The 18,534-nt window shown below is 42.9% G+C and carries 23 protein-coding genes and 1 tRNA gene; 9 read left to right on the top strand and 15 right to left on the bottom strand.

Annotation, left to right across the window (positions count from 1 at the left end; translation table 11 throughout):
- Positions 1–59: 59 nt before the first annotated feature.
- The 3 genes from NWF01_08875 to NWF01_08865 all read right to left on the bottom strand — a co-directional run bounded on the left by NWF01_08875 (position 60) and on the right by NWF01_08865 (position 1,811).
- Positions 60–596: a 4Fe-4S dicluster domain-containing protein gene (locus tag NWF01_08875; GenBank protein ID MCW4025130.1), complete on the bottom strand. Its 537-nt coding sequence runs from the start codon at positions 594–596 to the stop codon at positions 60–62.
- 154 nt (positions 597–750) lie between these two features.
- On the bottom strand, positions 751–1,590 hold the full coding sequence (locus NWF01_08870) for a hypothetical protein (GenBank protein ID MCW4025129.1): 840 nt from the start codon (positions 1,588–1,590) through the stop codon (positions 751–753).
- 56 nt (positions 1,591–1,646) lie between these two features.
- On the bottom strand, positions 1,647–1,811 hold the full coding sequence (locus NWF01_08865) for a hypothetical protein (protein ID MCW4025128.1): 165 nt from the start codon (positions 1,809–1,811) through the stop codon (positions 1,647–1,649).
- Between the two features lie 160 nt (positions 1,812–1,971).
- On the opposite strand from NWF01_08865, the gene NWF01_08860 reads away from it, so the two are divergent.
- The 7 genes from NWF01_08860 (at position 1,972) to NWF01_08830 (ending at position 7,696) form a co-directional block, all read left to right on the top strand.
- Positions 1,972–3,036, top strand: a complete 1,065-nt coding sequence (locus NWF01_08860) for an aminopeptidase P family protein (protein MCW4025127.1) — start codon at positions 1,972–1,974, stop codon at positions 3,034–3,036.
- A gap of 129 nt (positions 3,037–3,165) precedes the next feature.
- Entirely contained in the window at positions 3,166–4,323 is a 1,158-nt protein-coding gene (locus NWF01_08855) for a 4Fe-4S binding protein (protein MCW4025126.1), read from the top strand.
- Positions 4,324–4,390: 67 nt separating this feature from the next.
- Positions 4,391–4,561: a hypothetical protein gene (locus NWF01_08850; GenBank protein MCW4025125.1), complete on the top strand. Its 171-nt coding sequence runs from the start codon at positions 4,391–4,393 to the stop codon at positions 4,559–4,561.
- Positions 4,562–4,765: 204 nt separating this feature from the next.
- Positions 4,766–5,608: a trypsin-like peptidase domain-containing protein gene (locus tag NWF01_08845; GenBank protein MCW4025124.1), complete on the top strand. Its 843-nt coding sequence runs from the start codon at positions 4,766–4,768 to the stop codon at positions 5,606–5,608.
- Positions 5,609–5,744: 136 nt separating this feature from the next.
- Positions 5,745–6,521, top strand: a complete 777-nt coding sequence (locus tag NWF01_08840; protein ID MCW4025123.1) for a hypothetical protein — start codon at positions 5,745–5,747, stop codon at positions 6,519–6,521.
- Between the two features lie 32 nt (positions 6,522–6,553).
- A complete protein-coding gene (locus NWF01_08835) occupies positions 6,554–7,009 on the top strand; it encodes a hypothetical protein (protein ID MCW4025122.1) in 456 nt (151 codons plus the stop codon).
- Positions 7,010–7,054: 45 nt separating this feature from the next.
- Entirely contained in the window at positions 7,055–7,696 is a 642-nt protein-coding gene (locus NWF01_08830; GenBank protein MCW4025121.1) for a hypothetical protein, read from the top strand.
- Here NWF01_08830 and NWF01_08825 read toward each other — a convergent pair.
- A tRNA-Ile gene (locus NWF01_08825) sits at positions 7,697–7,770 on the bottom strand.
- Positions 7,771–8,035: 265 nt separating this feature from the next.
- Between NWF01_08825 and radA the strand changes: the two genes are divergently transcribed.
- Positions 8,036–9,082, top strand: coding sequence for a DNA repair and recombination protein RadA (gene radA, locus NWF01_08820; protein MCW4025120.1), 1,047 nt, complete (start codon positions 8,036–8,038; stop codon positions 9,080–9,082).
- Positions 9,083–9,087: 5 nt separating this feature from the next.
- Positions 9,088–9,534, top strand: coding sequence for a hypothetical protein (locus tag NWF01_08815; protein MCW4025119.1), 447 nt, complete (start codon positions 9,088–9,090; stop codon positions 9,532–9,534).
- On the opposite strand, the gene NWF01_08810 is transcribed toward NWF01_08815, so the two are convergent.
- The 11 genes from NWF01_08810 to NWF01_08760 form a co-directional block, all read right to left on the bottom strand.
- Positions 9,515–9,853, bottom strand: a complete 339-nt coding sequence (locus NWF01_08810) for a hypothetical protein (GenBank protein ID MCW4025118.1) — start codon at positions 9,851–9,853, stop codon at positions 9,515–9,517. The two genes, NWF01_08815 and NWF01_08810, sit on opposite strands and share 20 nt — an antisense overlap.
- Positions 9,854–9,878: 25 nt before the next feature.
- The gene (locus tag NWF01_08805; GenBank protein ID MCW4025117.1) at positions 9,879–11,120 is read right to left on the bottom strand and encodes a hypothetical protein; all 1,242 of its coding nucleotides are present in this window, start codon (positions 11,118–11,120) and stop codon (positions 9,879–9,881) included.
- 562 nt (positions 11,121–11,682) lie between these two features.
- Positions 11,683–12,138, bottom strand: a complete 456-nt coding sequence (locus NWF01_08800; protein ID MCW4025116.1) for a hypothetical protein — start codon at positions 12,136–12,138, stop codon at positions 11,683–11,685.
- A gap of 152 nt (positions 12,139–12,290) precedes the next feature.
- The gene (locus NWF01_08795) at positions 12,291–13,550 is read right to left on the bottom strand and encodes a hypothetical protein (protein ID MCW4025115.1); all 1,260 of its coding nucleotides are present in this window, start codon (positions 13,548–13,550) and stop codon (positions 12,291–12,293) included.
- Between the two features lie 27 nt (positions 13,551–13,577).
- Positions 13,578–15,446, bottom strand: a complete 1,869-nt coding sequence (locus NWF01_08790; protein MCW4025114.1) for a hypothetical protein — start codon at positions 15,444–15,446, stop codon at positions 13,578–13,580.
- 61 nt (positions 15,447–15,507) lie between these two features.
- Positions 15,508–15,774 (bottom strand): hypothetical protein, encoded by a 267-nt coding sequence (locus NWF01_08785; GenBank protein MCW4025113.1) that lies wholly within the window; start codon positions 15,772–15,774, stop codon positions 15,508–15,510.
- Between the two features lie 147 nt (positions 15,775–15,921).
- Positions 15,922–16,539: a hypothetical protein gene (locus NWF01_08780; GenBank protein ID MCW4025112.1), complete on the bottom strand. Its 618-nt coding sequence runs from the start codon at positions 16,537–16,539 to the stop codon at positions 15,922–15,924.
- A 62-nt stretch (positions 16,540–16,601) separates the two neighbouring features.
- Positions 16,602–17,009: a hypothetical protein gene (locus NWF01_08775; protein MCW4025111.1), complete on the bottom strand. Its 408-nt coding sequence runs from the start codon at positions 17,007–17,009 to the stop codon at positions 16,602–16,604.
- Positions 17,002–17,514, bottom strand: coding sequence for a hypothetical protein (locus NWF01_08770; GenBank protein ID MCW4025110.1), 513 nt, complete (start codon positions 17,512–17,514; stop codon positions 17,002–17,004). Before NWF01_08770 ends, NWF01_08775 begins: the two co-directional genes overlap by 8 nt.
- Positions 17,498–17,779: a hypothetical protein gene (locus NWF01_08765; GenBank protein MCW4025109.1), complete on the bottom strand. Its 282-nt coding sequence runs from the start codon at positions 17,777–17,779 to the stop codon at positions 17,498–17,500. The genes NWF01_08770 and NWF01_08765 overlap by 17 nt, the downstream gene beginning before the upstream one ends.
- A gap of 39 nt (positions 17,780–17,818) precedes the next feature.
- Positions 17,819–18,172, bottom strand: coding sequence for a hypothetical protein (locus tag NWF01_08760; GenBank protein ID MCW4025108.1), 354 nt, complete (start codon positions 18,170–18,172; stop codon positions 17,819–17,821).
- Between the last annotated feature and the right edge of the window lie 362 nt (positions 18,173–18,534).

Genomic DNA, 18,534 nt, shown 5'->3' with positions numbered 1-18,534 from the left:
CTAAGAATTTATGGAGTTGTTCACCTTAAAAACCTTAGCAAACAATTTAAACTGAAAAGTTAAGGGTTCTTTGATTGAGCTATTTCTTCAGGGCGAAATATGTTTTTAACTGCTTTCTGACGGCTTTTTTGCGCCAATGTTTCCGCAGTAACCACAGATAAGGCTTGGTCAGGGCACCATTTTACGCATTGGGGCTCTTTTTCATCGGTTTCGCTGCAATTGTTGCAGGTAAACACGACCTTCTTGTCGGGATGCAAGTTAATTGCGCCAAATGGGCACGCCGCAATACAATATCCGCAGCCGTTGCAGGCTTTTTCATCAACACGGATAATGCAGGTGTTTTCTTCTTGTTTTAGCGCGTTTCTGGGGCAAACAGCGACGCAGTCGGGGTCTTCACAGTGCCGACACGTAATTGCTATGTTCGCTAACTGGTTTACTCGCATGGTGCGGATGCGTGACTTGTAGGGGTTAAAAGCCTTCTCGTTAGCCAAGCTGCAAATGTACTCGCAAATGCCACAGCCACTGCATTTGTTTGGGTCTGCTATTATGAATTTTCGGTCTTGCGCTCGCACCATGTTTGGTTTCCCCTCGGGCATTCTTAGCGCCTATCAAAAAGAGCGTTAAAATCAATATTTAAGTTAACGGCTCATTTTTCACCAAAAACAAGGTCTTTTAGGGGTTTGACTAAATATAGTTCTTTCTGGCTCTCTTGGCAATTTAGAGCCCCCTTATATAAAGCCGACAAATTCCTTAACGGGGTGTATACCTAAAATTGTAAACGGTAGCGCCTGTAATTGCAATAACTGTAACTGCAACAGCTACTCCTGCAATTATGGCGGTTGTATCAGTCCAGATTGGCTGGCTATTTTCAGAACTGTTAGTTGGCGGCGGTGTTGGTTGAGGCGTTGTAGATTCTTGGAGTTGATAATAAACCATGTTTGATATTCCTGAACCATCACATATAGTTGCGGGGTCCCATGGGAGAGGGTTTGGAGTTAAAAAGCTGGTTTTAGCGAGAACATATAGGCTATGATTTCCATTCTTAAACATCGTTATTGGCACCAATGAGTTCAATTGGTAAATTGCCCCAGATTCTAGGACAATGCGTACCCAGCTTATGTTAGGAACAGGAATTTTATCCAAGTAAAGGGTGACATCATAAATTTCCTTAACTACTGTGTAGGGGGCTCTACTATTTGTTATGTTGAAGGAGACAAGTAAATCATCGTCAGTTCGCATAGGCTGCGCCATAGCTACAGAAATATCGTTAAGGGCGCTTCCGCCAGCCCGAAATGCGGCTTTAATTGTAATTGAAGAGGTAACGCAGATTTCAAGTGTTTTAGGTGCAGTAAAGCCCCACCCGCTAAAAGCAATAAGAGGTGACAAATCCGTTGGCGTTAAAGTTACATTAGTTCCAAAGGGAAGCACCCAACTTTGTGTTTGTCCTTGGTCAACAATTACTGATTGCCCATTATTGATCGCTGACGAATTGACGATAACTGAACCTCCTGGATTTGAAAAGACAGTTAAGACAGGGTTTGCATCTTGAGAAGTGCAATAAACGGTTGTTAAGAAAGAAATTTGAACCAAAAGCAAAGCCATTAGCACAAACAATATTTTATTTATTAATTTTTTTGTCAGTTAACTCACCCATCATTAAGTATGTTGTTTACTGCTACAGATTTTACACCGTGTGCTTGGGGTATGGGTGTTTTGGTTTTCCAAGTGTTCTCCACTTCAGCTTCGGAAGCGGTAACGCTTGAAAACAAAACAACACTTGAGGATAACATCAGAACAAGGGAAAAAAGCATAGCGCAGACCTTATTCACGGCATATTCCTGAAGTGGGGGTTATTGTTTTGTTCTTATATAATTTACTTATAAACGCGTAAATCGGAACTACTTTTCAGCAATCGAAAACTTTAGCATAAACTTAAACCAATCAACCCCAATCATCATTTAGGCGAAACCGATGAACAAAACCCAAGCACTGCAACAAAAAATCAAAGATACCGACATAGAAAATTTTGCAGTCTTCAACCCAGCAAACATCACCTACTTTTCCCAGTCACAATGCCCAGCAGCCCTACTCATATCTAAAAGCGGCGAAAAAACCCTCTATGTTTACCCAGTAAACCAGCAGCAAGCCGCCCAAGAAAACCAAGACTTCCAAGTCGAAATCATGAAACGAGGAGAAAACCTGCTAGAAAAAATCGCCGCCCAAGCAGCCACAAAAAAGGGAAAACTTGCCGTTGACACAATGGGCATTGAAAGCTGGCAGGCTCTTGCCAAAATGGTTGGAGAGAACAAAATAGAAGTTGCAAGAGGTATGATTAGGGAGCTTAGGGCGGTTAAGGATGAGGAAGAAATTGGGTTTATCAGAGAAGCCTGCAAGATGGCGGATGAGGCGGTGAATCTTGCAAGCCAAATTATTGTGCCCGGCGCAAGTGAGCAAGAAATTGCTGCTGAGTTGGAATATACTATGCGTGTGATGGGTTCGGAGGGAGTAGGGTTTGACACCATTATCGGCTCAGGCGTCCACTCAGCACTACCACACTGCCCACCATGCAGAGACAGAATAATTCAGGAAGGCGATTTTGTTGTGGTTGACTTGGGAGCGATTTTCAAGTTTTACCGCTCAGACATAACCCGCACCTTCATCGCAGGCAAACCCACACAAAAACAGCTAAAAATCTACGAAACCGTCAAGCTGGCACAGGATAACGCGTTTAAAGCCCTAAAACCAGGTGCGTTAGCCAGAGATGTGGATGCAATTGCAAGGAAAACTATTGCGGATGCTGGGTTTGGCGAGTATTTCTGCCATAATCTTGGGCACGGGGTTGGTTTGGAAGTGCATGAGGCACCCACATTGAGCACTAATAGTAAAGATGTTTTGCAGACGGGCATGGTTGTTACGGATGAACCGGGGATTTATTTGCCGGAGTTGGGCGGTGTGCGAATTGAGGACACCGTGCTAATCACAAAGGATGGCGCAGAGAAGCTCACCAATGCCTCGTACACACTGGATGGACGCTAAAATCCAGCCACAAAAATTCGGGAAATCATCTGAGGTAAGTGTCAGATATGTTTTTATTTTCTGTACATCATAACTTTGTAAGTGAACTTCTCATCAATTAACCCGCTATCTTCCAAGAGAGGGGCTATTGTGCAATCTAAAAAGCGTAACCAAAAAAAATACATACGTATATTCCGATGGACGGTCAAAATCTCACTGCTGCTGCTTTTTGTCATACCCCTCACTTTCTTGGCTAATGTGCCAACAGCCAAAATCTACAGTTTCACCACAGGCGGCTTAAGCCAACCTCCAATCACCATTGTACCGCTAAGTGAGTCCGTGTGCAGTCTGTGGACTACGGGACGATTTAGCAGCATTGACCCACTGGGATGGATTTTGTGCCCATTGGGAGGCATACAAGCACTCATAACTGGACAGGTGGGCTCAGTTTTTTTCTACCAAGTAATTATTGCTATCTTACTTTTTATCATCCCAATTCTTTTGGTGGGCAACATTTTCTGCGGCTGGATATGCCCACTGGGAACCATGATTGACGCTTTTGACTTATACATCCGAAAATTCCAACCCAAACTTGAAGCTAAACGTGAAGAACGCTCCCGCCTAAACAGAGAATGCCTCAGCAACAACTGCAAAACCAGCCCTATTTGTCCAGTGTGCCCAATCGACAGAATCCTAGTTAACAAGTACGGCGCAGTAGGCAACGGCGTTCTGCTTGGAACCGTGGTGGGCTCCACGGCGTTGGGATTTAACGTGTTCTGCACCATCTGCCCCATCGGAATCAGCACCCGAGGATTCTTCCACCTCAAAGCAACCACGTTTGTCACCAAAGTGGTTAACCCCTTCTTTTTAGAACTCCTAATCCTGCCAGCAGCCGCCATCCTAATGAGCCTGCGTGAGAAAAGATTCTGGTGCAACAAAATCTGCCCCATCTGGGCACTACTCACCCTTGGCGCATACCTCAGCCCGTTCCTAAAGCCAACAATTGACCCCGAGAAATGTATCCGTAAAGGCTGCCCCAAAGACTGCCCAGATGCCAAACTGGGCTACTGTGGTGCCTGCCGAGCATCTGACAGACGCAACTGCGAAATCGTTTGCCCATCAAACATTAACCTGCTGGATTCTGCCTCACGGGTTAAATGTACCAAATGCCTTGAATGTTATTGCGAATGCGAACGGGGCGCCATAAAAATCAAGTTAATTGGTAAGCCAGAAGCATTTGTGGCGGTTTCAGAATTTTTTAGGCGCAGAACCCAAAAGAAAGAGACAAAACAGAAGCAGGCGGCATAGATTTTTGCTCTTGATTTGGGATTCATAAGGGATATATCAATTTTTAACCGATGAAATCAGGATTAAAATGGTTAGCAACGAGCAATTTCCATGCAACACCTGCCACCGATGGGACGAAAACCAAAAGTACAATTGTAACCCGGAAAAATGCAGGCTACTCTCAGATTGGCTACTGGAAACACAAAAACACGTTGAATCAACGCAAGTTTCCGAAAACACAGTAAGCTGTCAACCATGACTTTTCAATGAGAATATAGGGCTTATTTTGGGTAAAAATATGGCGTAATATTGGAAAATGCCTTAATTGCAATTTTCACAGAATGCATATTGTGCCGAATTGAAACTCTGAGTGAGCGAAGAAGAAGCTAAAAGGGGGATTAAAAAAATCCCTTTTTAGCCCAAAAATTTGCTTCAGAGTTTGCGATAAAAGGTGAAAAAAGAAATGGAAGAAGCGGAAAATAGGCAGGAGCACAAACGCTCTGTCACTTTGGTTGTCATAGCACTTTTAATGATTGTCAGCTTAGTCAGCACAGCGGGCTTGTTCATATTGAGCGGTCAGGTTTCGTCGATGCAAACGCAGATAGACAATTTAAAAACGGTGTCAGCCAGCACTACAACTTTTGTTTCAGACACAGAAACGGTTTCGCTATCCAGCCTCTACAGCGCAGTGGAAAATTCTGTTGTTACAGTAAAATGCAGCATCACCCAATACTACACTATGCCTTTTGGTAGGCAAGCATCCACAACCGCGGAATCCCAAGGTTCAGGCTTCATCTACGAGTACGAAGGGCAAATGGTGGTAATTACAAACAATCACGTGATAGAAAACGCAGACAGCATAACCATAACATTTGCTGACGGAAACACTTACACTGCAACGACTCTGGGAGTAGACATCACAACGGACTTAGCGGTACTCTCAACAAGCGCACCCTCAAGCGAATATTACCCGCTACAAATTGCTAGTTCAGCAAGCGCCCGCGTTGGCGACTCCGTGGCAGCTATAGGGAGCCCCTACGGGTTAGCGGGAACAATGACAACAGGAATAATCAGCGCATTAAACCGCACCATAACCATAACACAAGACACAGGCGGCAGCTACGAAATGACCGGGCTCATCCAAACCAGCGCACCCATTAACTCAGGCAACTCTGGCGGTCCACTAATAACTTACAACGGACAAGTCATCGGAATAACAACAGCAATCGTTGAGAACTCGGACGGATTAGGCTTTGCCATACCATCTGACACCATCCTTAACGTTATAGAAGCTTTGATGCAGTAACAGCCAAATCAATTATTCACCCTTTTTTGTTCTGTTAGTCAGCGGTGAACTTCTTTTATGTGTTCTTTTGGAGAACAGTTTTGTTCCTAAGAGAGAAATATATCCTCCCAGAGACTTTGGGAAAAGCGGTGACTAAATGAAAATCGAGAAAAAACTAATCCTATGCAGCATCTTAGCCATATCCATCGGAATAGCATCAGTCATACCTTTAGCGTTCTTTATGTCAACCGCGAAAGCTCAGACAAACAATGACGTACCTTGGTTCAATGCTGAAGTACCCTGCGCTTGGTTTAGAGCAGTCAGTGAAAACTCAAGCACATACATAGAGGGCACTGGAACACTTGATACAATAAGGTACGAAACGAGCTGCTTTATCGATTTAAACTATACCTTGAACCCAGCAGCAGAAGACAACCTTGAAAACGCCCGCGCAGAATATTTCCAACTGCAAATCTACTCAGACATAGGCCAGATAGCTAACGAGACAACGTATTTTGGAGCCAACTGCGGAGACAACTTTGACTATATGAAGTCTTTCGCATTTTCGCGTGAAGATTGGTTTAACTCTTCAGGAATCACTGGCGGCGGTTGTTTCGTAACCAAGTTCAATGGGACCATGGCGGAAAGGTTAGCTATCGGCTGGACCAGCGGCGTGGGTCGCTGTTCAGGCAGCAGTTGTTGGGTAAACGATATGCTACCTCAGGAATTCTTAAACGCGCAGAATGCTCAAACAATATACATTGATGTGTACAGAATCGGGTCCATAATATTTGGCGCTAACACCACTACTGTAACGCTTGCGGATAACACTGCAGTCATTGACCACATAGAGCTCACAAGAGTTGGTGACCGGTTCATCTTTGGCGAAGTACCTGCAGACCAAATGGAAATTCCAGTACCCAGTCCTTTGTAAATGCCTGAGTTAAAACCTTAGGTGCAACAAATGTGGAAGAGTTGGAAGGCAACACCTTAATCGTCTACGCCTATATCGTGCATGCGGATAAGCCAGTGGGAACCAGAGATGTAACCCGCGGCGCAAATCTAAGCAGCACCAGCGTAGCGCACAGGCACCTGCAGAAACTCGAAAGCTCAGGCTTAATTGAGAAGGACTCCTACGGCGATTACGTGCTAAAGCAGAAAGCCAGCATCAACGGGCATGTGTGGGTCGGAAAAAGCCTCGTGCCGCGGTTGATGTTTTACTCCTTCTTTTTTATAGGTGCATTCACCGCAGAAGTAGGAATAATATTGCTTAGTTTTATAATTAAGGGTTTAGTGATTCAAACCAGTTTCTACTTTTTGATGAGCATAACCATTATAGCTATGGTACTGTTTTTTGTCGAGGGCATGTCGCTTTACCGAAAAACCACGCCCAAAAACCACGACAACGAAATCAAGGCTTAACAAATTTTTTATATTTACTCCACTGCTGTTATTAGTGGTGTAGTGATGGAGCACGAAATTTTTCAGTTACTTGCAGCCAAGAAAATCAACAAATCTCAACTGGTAAACATAGTGGAAGCGGACTTTAACCTAATTCCCATGCTACTGGAAGGCACAAAATCAGAAAAAGCATCAATACGTTACGGCTGCGGGAACGCCCTGATTCCTTTAAGCGAAAAGCATCCCCAACAGTTTTACCCACATTTTGAGGTTTTCACTCAAATGCTTGACTCCAAACACCGCATCTTAACCTGGACAGCCATGACTATAATTGCAAACCTCACAGCAGTTGACGAGGAGAACAAATTTGACCAGATATTTACCAAATACTACGGCTTCCTTGGCAACGAGTACATGGTTACGGTGGCAAACGTGGTTGGCAACTCCACCAAAATCGCAGAGGCAAAACCGTACCTTACCCAAAAAATCATCAACGAACTGCTCAAAGTGCAAAACCTCAAAGTAACACCGCACTTAACTGAAGAATGCAAGCTGGTTATAGCCGAAAAAGCCATACAGACTTTTGATGCATTGCAGAAAAACGCGGATGACAAACGTCAGATGCTGGTTTTTGCCCGAGCATACACTAACTGTCCAAGAGCAACTCTTAGAAATCAAGCCCAACTTTTTGTTAAGAAGTGCCAATAGTGGGCCCGGTCGGATTTGAACCAACGACCAACAGATTATGAGTCTGGCGCTCTACCTAGCTGAGCTACGGGCCCAAACTATATTCTGCTATATTGCTGACGTGGTGATTTAAACATTTTCCGCATCTTTCATAGTAACCAAGAGGCACATCGCTTTTCAGTTTAAAAATAGCAAGTTAAAACAAGAGACAACAATCGTGGCTTTTGTAGGGGTTACTGGGTTTTTACAGATTATCCGCTTGTTTCTTTAACTTACCCCTCCCCAGTCTACAATACACTATTTCTAGTTTGTTTTAAATATACCTAATTATACATCAATCCCATTCAAGCGTGAATTACAATGACTGAAGAAGATGAAATTTCCGAGACCGCAGTAGAAGAGGAACCAAAAGAAGAACCCGAAGTTGAAGAATCAAAGTACAAGTTCATAGAGGACTTGCCCGGAGTCGGGCCTGCTACAGCACAGAAACTTCGAGACCTCGGATACCACACCGTTGAGTCCTTAGCAATGGCGACAGCACGCGAACTTGAACCTGTCGGCATCAGCGAGAAAAAAGCCTTCTCCGTAATAGATGCTGCACGTTCAGCTATAGGTGTCTCGTTTATCCGCGCTGATGAACTCATGAAACAGCGTGCAAAAGTTTTACGTTTAACCACAGGCAGCAAAGCCTTAGACAAAATCATTGACGGCGGATTGGAAACACAAACAATCACCGAGTTCTACGGCGAGTACGGCAGCGGCAAAAGCCAGATGTGCCACCAACTCTGCGTTAATGTTCAGTTGCCTCCTGAGAGGGGTGGCTTAATGGGCGGTGTTTTGTACGTGGACACTGAGAACACTTTCCGTCTTGAACGTATTGTACAAATGGCTAAGCATTTAGGTTTAGACCCCGAGCAAGTAGCTAAAAACATTATTTACGCAGAAGCCTACACATCTGACCACCAAATGTTTCTGCTTGAGAACGCTGACACAATAATCAAGGAAAACAACATCAAACTAATCATCGTTGACTCATTAACAGCTCATTTTAGAAGCGAATACATTGGCAGAGAAATGCTGGCGTCAAGACAACAGAAACTCAACAAGCACATGCACAAACTCATCGGGTTAGCCCGTGCTTTTAATGCAGTCGCAGTTGTCACAAACCAAGTTATGGCTAAGCCTGACCAGTTCTTTGGTGACGCAACACACCCCATCGGCGGACACATCGTGGGACACACAAGCCACACCAGAGTTTACCTAAGACGCGCCAGTCATGGTCCAATCCGCATCGCAAGACTTGTTTCAAGCCCATATTTGCCTGACGGAGAGGAAATACTTAAAGTAACAGAAAACGGTATAGAAGATGTCTCTGAAGAGGAGAAAGCATCCAAGCGTGGTCGCTAAAAAAAATGCCTGTATCCCAAGCTTTAGTAACACGGTACTTCCAATTAATCGTTAACAGACAATTCACTGAATCAGAACGCGAACTTGAACGCGTCAAACAAAAAATGCAGAAAACAGACTGGAACCGCGGATACTTCCGTGCACTGTACGGAATGTATCTATCACGTAAAAACAATCAAGACAACTACTCTTTCTTTTCAAAACTTGACCTAACCGACAAAGTAGCCCTGCACAATTACCGCAAAGAATTCCTAGAAAACATGCAAAGCAGCTTGCATGGCGATTTTGACCGTGGATACTTCTCAGCGTGGGCGGATTGCATGAGAATCATAGCACGCATGAACATTCCATCACCCAACGACAAAGCAGGTTCAGGACAAAAAGTTGAAACAGTACGAGCCGATAAAAAGCAGGCTACAATGTCTAATTTTGTTAAAGCAGGGAAAGAATAAAATCGGGTTTCATTACTTCAAAGGCTATAGTGTAGAATAGCACCATGAATGTAAGCCACATGAAGAAAAACATGCCGACACCCATAGTTTTTACTTGTGAGGGTTTCTCTAGCTTGCCTTGGAATTTAGCTCTCAATATGTAGTAGGAAGCAAAGTAAAAGATTACGGCTGTAGTTAACGAGTTTAAGAGTGGAGTTATCTGGTCAAATGAGCTTGCTGCAGGGTCAACTGGTAGAGCTATCGCAATTGCTGCGCCTACTGCACCTGCAACTATACCTAGAACAGCGCGTATCCAATAAATTTGACTTGAAGGTCTCATTTGATGTTTCTCCGTTTTAACGTATTTAATAATTGTTGGATATAAATGATTTCTCTAAGGTTTCACTGTATCCACTAGGGTTTTTAACGGCTTCAAGACCTGTCTGCTCCAGCTTTTCACGTTGCCCGACAGGAGTACCCGCAAGGGCAATCCGCTTAGCACGCCTAAACCAAGACGCGCCAAACTTGTCGATAACATGCTGATAACCGCCAAGCAATGCAGCTTTTAACTCTTCAGGCGTAGTGACTTCCATGTACTCATATTGAGTTTCAGCTTTGAAAGACAACTTCCAAATATTGATGTACTTCATGCTACTGTTAGGGCTACTGTGACGAAGATACTTCATCACTGAAAACAGGTTCCCATTTGACAACTCCGCAATCTGTGTACCGCCCCAATGACGGAACGAACGCAACTCAACAGCTAAGAACCTATCGTTTTTATTGTCTTTAGCAACCCGCTTCTTGAGATTATTGAACGCAACAGACATAGCTTTGTAACTACAGGAAAACACCCGCTCCGAATCATGAGGCAACACAGAAAGCATTGCCATTAACTGTTCAGATGCTTCATAACCGCCTGTCAAATGGTCTTTTACTGGATGATTAATGTTCACGATTTTGCCCGCTATCTCTTTCCACTCTATAGCTAAGGCTTCGCCTGGGTCTGCGAAAGTTTCTTTTAAGGTTTGTAGGTAAGCTTTCATGCGTTTGCTCTGTGCCGCAACAATCAACTGTTCTAGTTCGCTGGTTTCAGGAATAAATGGTGGCGCATTTTCAGATTTTTCTTTTTTGTAACGTGGACGCTTCCACGTCATATCATTCATCGTTAGAAAAGCTTCATAGCTATAGGTTAGGTTTCGTTTCATTTGCCGTTTTACATTGTGCACTGCAATTTTTTCTTTGACATCTTCAGGATTCATAAGGTCTGCGCCTAAATACGCCAGTGTTTTAACGTTTTTTGGGTAGCAGTTAGGTTTGTAGCCTTCTTTTTTGAGCCAGCCTTCAAATACCGTTAGCATTGCTTGGATTTCAGGTGTGACTTCTCCCGTACCAACGTGTTTACGTGGACGAAAACCCAAATTTTTCGCTTCCTTTGCGCATATTTGGCTATCCTTAATACCTGTACAACCGTTATTTAGTTTTTCACTGAAACGGTAACCACAATCAATGCATTGATAGCGTTGTATTGAACCAAAATCAGTTTTTCTTTTGCCATCTTTCCAATTTTCTGTACTATGACAAGTAGGACATTCTATTTTTGCCATTTCACCCCCGTCTCTTTGAAACACCAACCAACAAACACCAAACAGTAGCAGTAGTGGTAGTCAGTTGTATAAGAAGGTTGTTTTAGGGGAAAAAGCAAAACGGCATTATTTGTTATGTGCTAACAAGGAAAGGCGTGGCGGGCTTCGCCCGGCCACGCACCACGCCTACGGCTTTCTTTAGAAAAGAAAGCTAAGCAAAGAAAACGCACAGTTGCAATTCTAACCCCCAGACTACACCAAGGGTGTTGGTCTGTGGGGGTTGCGGAAAGGACACTCCCCTCACTTCGGGGGTTCTTGGTTTACCGCCACGTAGGTTTAGCGCCCTTGCCTTAGTCGAAAAAAGAAGCGGTAACCGTCTCACGACCCCTTTGTTTTAGTACCAACCCCTAAAAGGGGCAGGCACTTTTACCTATTGGGCTTCTTTTTTCGCCGTTAGGCTTGGCGATTAAAACCATAACTCAGGGGTAAACTCTGCAAAACCCCACTCGGAGGGGCAACCTTTCCGCCGAATTGCCGAAAAAAAGAATAATGTGCTATGGGGGGTTATTTATGTGAAAAATCGTCAACTATTTAATCTATCATCAATTTTCTTTCTAACAAAATAACCAATAATAAAAACAATGCCTGAAATTATAGCCCAAAAAATCAGGAACATCACTATTATTGGAATTGAAGGCACTCCCAGAGCCATCAAACTATTATTGACCCATGAATAAGCCCCATTAATGCTGAATAAACCTAAAACAAGCAAAGCGGAGCCATACGTTTTAGAACCGAATAAAACATAAACTTTCCTCCATCTTTTCTTTGCACAAATCAACCCAGCAACAACATAACCAGATAAAGCAATAATAACGAAAAGGTCTAAATCAAGGGTCGCAAAAGTCAAAATCAAACCAATTACATTTCCACCTACAGACCACCAACTAACATAACGTTTCTCCATTATTATACCAAAGAATATTAAAATCGCCAAAGAACCGATTATTTGACCTTCTAAAAGTCCTAATAATTGCACTTTTCACACCTTTTTTATATGTTTATGTTAACATTGCATAAATCCAAGTTTTCTAAGCAGGTTATTGCTAATTGAGCACTTTCAGCTTTTATATTTTACTAGTTTATCCAGCATTACATAACCTTCTCATGTAGCTTTCAAAAAAGAAGAAATTAGTGGCGTCTTATTAGATTAAAAATACTTAAAACCACCACAACAGAAACCACCCCATAAATCAAGGTACTTTGGTTTTCTGAATTTTGAGGAGTTGTTAGTGTTGGTGAAGGTGTCAACGTTGGTGTTGTTTCATAGCCAGTAACGTTTACGCTGTAAATTTCTGTGCTGTTCCAGTTATTTGATGTATCATTGAAGAACCATTGATAGGTTATTGTGCAGTTGTTTAAGGGTAAGTCGTATGCGATGCTTACAGTTTCGGGGTTCTCATAGAAGGTTTGTGAGGTTACATTTTGCATGGTTCCAGTGATGTTGTGGGCAAATATCCATTGACTTAAGGCGGTTTCATCGGTTACGGTTATGTTGAATCGGCAGCTTTCCCCTGATGTTTCGGTGCTATGGGTTACGTTGCTATAGGTTGGCGATGTTGTATCGGGTTCGGGTCCAGCTTCAAAGACGTTGAAGGTTTGTAGGTCGGTGTTGTTCCAGTTATTTGATGTATCATTGAAGAACCATTGATAGGCAACGGTGCAGTTCTCGGATGGCAAAGTGTAGTTTAGGCTTATTGTTTCAGGTGTGGTTGTGAATTGGGTGGTTGTGTTTTGCCAGCTGCCTGTAATGTTTTGGCTAAAGGTGTAGTGGCTTAGTGCGATTTCGTCATTGCAGGTTATGTTAAAGGTGCATTGAGCGCTCGCTGTTTCGTTGCTATGTGATAGGTTGCTGTAGGTTGGCGGGGTGGTGTCGGGGTCGGGTTGGTTCACTATTAGGGTTAAATCATCCCAGATAGGATTTCCCGAACTTGTTTGTTTTACCTCTACACCTGTTACACTTTTGGCAGTGTTAATGTGGCTTAAAATGTTCGATTCGGCATAAGTAATGGTGGTGCTTTGTTGGTACGTGTCGGTTGATTCATCAGAGTAATAGATTGTTATGGTTAAAGAGCCAGCTTGATTGTAATAACGCACCCACACAGAACAGCTTAAAATGTCTGTACCTGCAATAGCTTCTGCAAAATCTTGTCTTAGCCCATAACCCGCACTTCCAGCGTAAACATAGCCCTCGCCCGTATGTGCATAAGTAGCCCCAGTGTTTACGTGTCCACTGCCTACACGGGTCCATCCTGTTTCGCCGTTTTCAAAGCTTCCGTTAACAATTATGTCAACGGGGGATGCTTGAACTTGAGGCAAAACTGTTAGGCAAACTGCCAAAACTGATAGTATTAATGCCAGTGTTAGGGTTTTTTTGGTTTTTTGGTTCATTTCAAGCACTCCTAAAAAAGAGAGGGGTTAGCGTCTGCCCCTTCCCCCTTTACTAAAGGAGGAAATCATTGAAACCATAACCACCACAATCATCATGGTGACTAACAGGTTAGTCCATTCAAAGCTTGGAGTGGTTGAGAGGTCTAAGGGGTCATACCCAGTAACGTAGTTGTAGCTGTAGCGGTTTAGGTCGGTTATGCTGATGGCTACGCTTTGGCGCTCGGTTACGGTTCCATATTTATCGCGTGTGTAGAGGCGTTCAATGTTAACAGCATCATTTTCGTTTAGCATTGCGTAGGTGATTTTTCCTGTTTCGGCGTCTTGATAGACTGCTTGCACACTTTGCCCCATTCTTACAGTGCTGTTTTTAGTTAAGGTCAGGCTTGAGGTTAAGGGTTGGAGCCAGATGCTACTGCAATTTGCGGTTGTTGTGTCAGTTTGGTTAAAGTGGATTGTTCCAGTGCACCAGACGGGCAGGTTTGTAAAGCTAATGTCGGTGAAAGTTACGTTTTGAATATTTCGGGCAACTGTTTCGTTTTGGAATAAATCATAGAGGCTTTGCATGTAAGCCGCGAGCATTGCTTCACGTTCCGCTGTTCCTATTTCGGTACTGCTCCAAAATGTGCTGTCTGTTGGTGGCATAAGTAGATCGGGGGTCGGAATCAGTGTGGGTATGTCTGTGTAGTCATCATATCCAAGAGCTTTTAGGTATTGCCAGTATGCGATGCCGTTTTGCATTGCGCTAAATAGTTGTGCTTTTACAGCGTTAACGTATTGGGATTCTTGGTTATAGAGGGGTACTAAATCAATTTCTGCTATTGTGCCTGTTGGTGTTGCTGTGGCGTTGTTAAATGCGTATCTGCCTATGATTTGGTTGTTGTAGGTTAGCACTGGGATGAATGGGTTGGCATCGTCTGCTACAGGGAACGTGTCGGTTACGATTCCAGAGGTTTGTATGTGCATATCTCCGTTTTCGTGTGATGTTGTTTTTAGAATTAGGTAAACTAAGCCTTGTTCTGGATTTGTGACCGCGAATGCAAATGTTTTAGTGCCTATAAAGCCCAAGTTTTGGGTGTCGCTGTCTATTAGTGTATCATCTGTTGCATTGCGTAGCTCTAAAATCACGTTTTGTGTTGCTTTATTGCCCCAGACTGTACCGCTAAATGTTACTGTGGTTGCGTTGTTGAGCACAAAGTCGGTAGATGTACCTGTAAATATGCCTGAGCCTTCGTCTATGATATAGTCATGGATTGTTGCGTCACCTGTAAATGTCCAGTTTAATGCGTTTGCTACTGGGTAGGTTGTCCAATGGTTAGGTATGCCGTAGAGAACTGTTAAATCGTTTTGTTTTAGGCTTGTATGTGCTTGCAGTGACAGGTAATAGGCGTTTATGTCGTAGATACTTAAGTCTTGTTGGAAGGTTGTTTCGGCGAATCCTTCAGCAACATTATTTACAGCTTCAAGATTAGCTTTTGTACCGTTTAGAAGGTTGAAGTATTCGTTTTCAAGTCCTGAATTGGTAAAGACTTTTGCGTATGGGAAGGTTGTTTCGTTTATGTAGTATTGACTTGTTGATTCTGCTCGGCGCATCCAGTAGTAGCATGCTCTTGGAATGAGTTCAGCTTCATTGGCGTACTCTTGCATTGTTGCCGTCATTAGGTTTTGGAAGTTTAAACCCGTGTGTTCAACGTATTGATAACCCGCGTAGGGATTTGTCATTTGCGTTGTTAGGGCATCCATTACGAACCAGCCAGCAACGAAGGCACTTAAGCCAATGACAACCCCAACGACAATGAGCGGTATGATTGCTTCTACGGGTACGCTTAGGTAGGTGACTGTACCTACAAGTAGAAAAACGCAGAATAACGCGATTAGTGCCATTTTTGGTTTTGTCATTTTATTTCACTTCTCTAAATTTGATGTTTAAAAAAAACTAAGGGGGACTGGAAAGAGAGGCTTAGTTCTTTCTTTTTCCAGTTAAACCGCTGAACACATCAAACAGCAAGAACAAGGGCAAAATTCCCGTTATTGCTGTTATCATGGTGTCCGTAGTCTCGTTACCCGTAGTCGCAAGACCTGTGAACATGGACATAAAAATCGGAATCATGATGACTATAATCATTACATCCATTAATTTTTTCATGTCCATCATGGCTCTTTGGTTACGGGCAAACTTTTGTAAACCCGTTTTAAATTTTTGGTTGATTAGGTTTAGGTTTGGCATTTGTTTCACTGAAAAAACCACTGGGCAAAATCTAGATATAAACCACTAAGTTAGACTAAGTTAGAAAATCAAAGTACGAAAACCGCACATGGCCAGTACGAAAAGGGCTAGTTTATCAGCTCTCCTGGTTCCGAAAAACGCAAAAAATCAGTTGCGGGTTTTTAGGTTTGCCATCCATTTCCTTTCCTGCTCGGTGGTTGCTGGACGGGTTGAGTACTGTGTTCTTGTTTTTTGTCCTTTCCGTTTGGCTATGTAATAGTCATATTGCTCTTTGAGGTCTTCAATGTCCAATGTTAGAGGTGGTTCTCCGCTATCATAAAAATCGTAAAGGTTAGGTGCATAGTAGCTATCCTCATCAAATAGATACCCTTCTTTGGTGTAGTAAGGTATGTAAATAAACTCGGTAAAATCATTGTACATGGGCTCACTCCATATTTCAGTGATGTAGCGGATTCTTAGGTCAACTTGGGTGTAATATTGTTCAGTCAGGCAGACCCACCAATCCAACTTTCGACTGTTAATCATTAGCATTCCGAGAGTGTCATTTAGTACTGAGGTTCCTTTTCGGCTGTCTGCCATGTGCCAAGCTTCATCTAAACCCATAAAGCATGAATGGTTTATTTCAAAAAGTTGTTTGGCGCTGGTTAAGGGTACAAAGTTTTTGATGCCTTTTAGAGTAATGTTTGCATAAATGGGGTTATCTGGAAATAGGTGTTGGTAGATGTGGGCTTCACGGACTAAAAGAAGGGTTTTTCCAGTTCCCAAGCCACCACAAAAGCATTGGCGCATGCTTTTGTTTTTGACAGCCCAAAGAGGAAATACGCTTATTATGTACCCCCGCCAGTTCTGGAAGAAATAAAGTTTCTAATGCGGTCGGTTAAGCCTTGTTCTTCTTTGTTTCCTGATACGGTGGCTTTTAGGACTTCTACAAGGTATTTTAAGCCTAATCCGTTCTTGGTTGAAACTGAAAGGGCTAAGTATCTGTCTCCTTCTTTTTCAAGCCAAGCAAAATCATCATCAACAGACCCATCAAGGTTTGTAGATAGTGAGTACATTACTCTTGGTTTGTCGAGTTCTTCAAAGTCTTTGAATACGCCAAGCCTTTTTCCTTCATGGCTTAATTCGTGCAGACCACCCGCTATAGCTTGGTTAGGTGAGAGAAAAAGACCCATTGCTTTTGAGCCTTGCAGGTATGCGGGTATCTGTTTAGGTTGCGGTTGGGGTTGTTCAGACAAGGCATAGCACCGCTTGAGTGATTATGCCGAAATCTTCGGGTGACCCCCAGCCTAAAACGTATTTGAGTATGCCAGCGCAGGCAACAAAGCCTATTACTGCACCGCCAAAGACGAATAGGAGTTTTTTCCAGAAGGGTAAATCTACAACGCCAAGCCATTTCCAGAGGCTTTCTTGACAACAGAGCATCAGCACTTTTTTGAGGTTCGGATCTTGAGCTACCGCTTTTTGTATGTCTATAGCTACTTCTTTTTCAGCGTCTATTATCCAGCAGATTAGTGTAGAGCCTTTTTTGTCGAGGAAATAGTAAGGTTCGACACCTTCAGGGATGGCATAAGCTTTTACGGTTTGGTTTTTGTGTTTAAAAGCGTCTTTTTGGCGGTCAATAGATGAACATAGAATTATTTGTCGGCTTATGTTGCAATATCCTTTTATTGGATTTGAAAGTTGCCGACCGTTAAGAGTTAGAACCATACAGGGTGCAAGGAGGTTAATGTTTTCGGACATCATCAACCCTCAAATGAAGCAAAGCTAAGCCAATGTCCAAAGCGTTATCAAGAACAAACTCAGGAGATTTATTGCAGGTTTTAGCAACGGTTTTTATCCTTTCCACATCGGAGTCTTTTAGGATTAAGGGCGCTTCAAAAAAATCTCGGAAGCCAACGATTACAATTTCGTTTAGTATTTGACGTTTAGTTTTTCCAGTGACGGAGGCATGTTTTTGAATTTTGTTTTGTTCTTCACGGTTAAAATAAATGCTTTCATTGCTCAATTTTTTCACCACTCACCCAAAAAAGAAAGGTTGGTTAGGCTATTTTGTCCTAACATAGACCATTTCGGCAGGGTAGCCAGCATCAGCGAAGCGTTGAGCACACTCGGTAAATTGTTCCTCGGTCAGCAACACATAGCCTTTAGTGCGGTTTGGGAGCCACTTGCAGGGCAGTTTGAAGTATTTTACATCAAAACTGTATGGCTGATTGTTTTTTCGGCTAATACCTTCTCGGTGCTCGGTTACTTCTTCATACTCAGAATAGATAACGATGCAGCTTTGTCCTACCATTAGGGAGCGTGGTTTTTCTTCTATTTCGGTTTTTTTGTTAGACCAATTAAAGCGGTCAAGGGTAGTTGTTGATTTTTGGGTTTTTTGTTCGGATATTTGACTCATAGCTTTTACACCCCAGCTTTAAACGCTGACAAGGTTGATGGTAGTAGTGGCAGTAGTCAAATAAATAGTTTAAGGTAGCAGTAGCGGTAGCAGTAGTATGTATTAATGTTTAATAAATGATAAATACCTCAACTGCCACTTCTACTACTACCAACATAAGTATGCACAGGAAGATAGCAAAATTGCCAAACGCAGAAACAGAAAAACAAACTCGCCATGTTGTATGCACTCATTGTGGTTATGAATGGGATACAGAATCGAAATTAATCAGAGTTACCTGTTCGAGTTGTGGCTATAAAGTTACTTTGAAACCAATGCCTAAGAAACCTTAAAAATTGTAGAGTTTTTCTAAGCGGGTTTTT

Source organism: Candidatus Bathyarchaeota archaeon (assembly GCA_026014585.1).
Classification (GTDB): Archaea; Thermoproteota; Bathyarchaeia; order Bathyarchaeales; family Bathycorpusculaceae; genus Bathycorpusculum.
Note: the sequence above shows the minus strand (reverse complement) of the source record. Positions and strands in the feature narration are given on the sequence as shown.